Source organism: Micromonospora sp. NPDC052213, from assembly GCF_040679695.1.
GTDB lineage: Bacteria > Actinomycetota > Actinomycetes > Mycobacteriales > Micromonosporaceae > Micromonospora.
This window is the reverse complement of record NZ_JBFAVI010000355.1, coordinates 1-1,401: the sequence shown is the minus strand read 5'-3', so window position 1 is coordinate 1,401 and position 1,401 is coordinate 1. Positions and strand designations below refer to the sequence as shown.

Here is a 1,401-nt window from a genome sequence, read left to right as displayed (position 1 = left end):
CCCACCGACAGGCCCCCGGCCGCCCCGTCGACGCCGGGCCGCAGGAACACCTGGGCGCCGCTGTCGACGGCTCCTCGGAGACCAGCACGTTCTTCCGGGTCGTCTTCCCGGTAATGCGCCCCATCAACATCATCGTGCTGGTGGTGACGGTGATCGAGTCGCTGCGCGCGTTCGACCTGGTCTGGGTCATCAACAAGGGCCGCAACGGGCTGGAGCTGATCTCCGCGCTGGTCACCCAGAACGTGGTCGGCGAGGCCAGCCGGATCGGCTTCGGCTCCGCGCTGGCGACGATCATGCTGGCCGTCTCGCTCGTCTTCATCACCATCTACCTCTGGACCGTGATGCGGGAGGACAAGCGATGACCGCCGTCTCCGCCGGCCGCCGCCGCCCCGTGCGGCCCGCCCGGGTCGTCCTGCACCTCTTCCTGGGTACGGTCGCAGTGGGCTGGCTGTTCCCGATCCTGTGGGCGGTGCTCACCTCGTTCCGCTCCTACGAGTACACCGCCGCCAACGGCTACGTGTCGCTCGGCGGCTGGACCGTCGACAACTACGTCACCGCCTGGCGCACCGCCGAGTTCGGCAAGCACTTCCTCAACTCGGCGTACATCACCGTCCCGGCGGTGCTGCTCACGCTCTTCCTCGCCTCGTGCGTGGCGTTCGTGATCGCCCGGTTCAGCTGGAAACTCAACATCGCGCTGCTCGGCCTGTTCACCGCGGCGAACCTGCTGCCGCAGCAGGCGCTGCTCATCCCGCTGTTCCGGATGTTCACCGAGATCCCGCTGCCGGCCTGGATGAGCGACTCGGAGCTGCTGTACGACAGCTACTGGGGGCTGATCCTGGTCAACGTCGCGTTCCAGTGCGGCTTCTGCGTGTTCGTGCTCAGCAACTACATGAAGGCGCTGCCGCACGAGCTGTACGAGGCAGCGATGGTCGACGGGGCGAACGTGTGGCGGCAGTACTGGCAGGTGACGATGCCGCTGTGCCGGCCGGCGCTCGCCGCGCTCGCCACGCTGGAGGTCACCTGGATCTACAACGAGTTCTTCTGGGCCACTGTGCTCATGCGTACCGGCGACAAGTTCCCGGTCACCAGCTCGCTGAACAACCTGCGCGGCGAGTTCTTCACCGACAACAACCTGGTCTCGGCCGGCTCGGTGCTGGTCGCGATCCCCACCCTGGTGATCTTCTTCCTGCTGCAGAAGCAGTTCGTCCGGGGTCTGACGCTGGGAGCCTCCAAGGGATGACGATCGTCCACCTGCGCCGCGCGCGGACCAGCCTGGTGCTCGACGCACGCGGCCCGGGGCTGCCCCGGGTCGTGCACTGGGGCGCCGACCTCGGCCCGCTGCCCGACGAGGACCTGCCGGCGCTCGCCGACGCCACGGTGCCGCCGGTGGTGCCGAGCAGC

General features: G+C 68.2%; 1 protein-coding gene and 1 pseudogene. Both read left to right on the top strand.

All coding sequences use genetic code 11. The annotated features are described in order from the left end of the window. A pseudogene (locus AB0L34_RS33895) lies at positions 1 to 362 on the top strand (hypothetical protein); the annotation flags it as partial. Next, positions 359 to 1,240 carry a carbohydrate ABC transporter permease gene (locus AB0L34_RS33890; RefSeq protein ID WP_013284905.1) on the top strand — a complete coding sequence of 294 codons (882 nt, stop codon included), beginning with the start codon at positions 359 to 361 and terminating at the stop codon, positions 1,238 to 1,240. The pseudogene AB0L34_RS33895 and the gene AB0L34_RS33890, both read left to right, overlap by 4 nt. The last annotated feature ends 161 nt before the right edge of the window (positions 1,241 to 1,401 follow it).

Excerpts from the sequence above, each read along its gene's own strand:
- AB0L34_RS33890 (WP_013284905.1), top strand. The coding sequence starts at position 359 with ATGACCGCCGTCTCCGCCGGCCGCCGCCGCCCCGTGCGGCCCGCCCGG.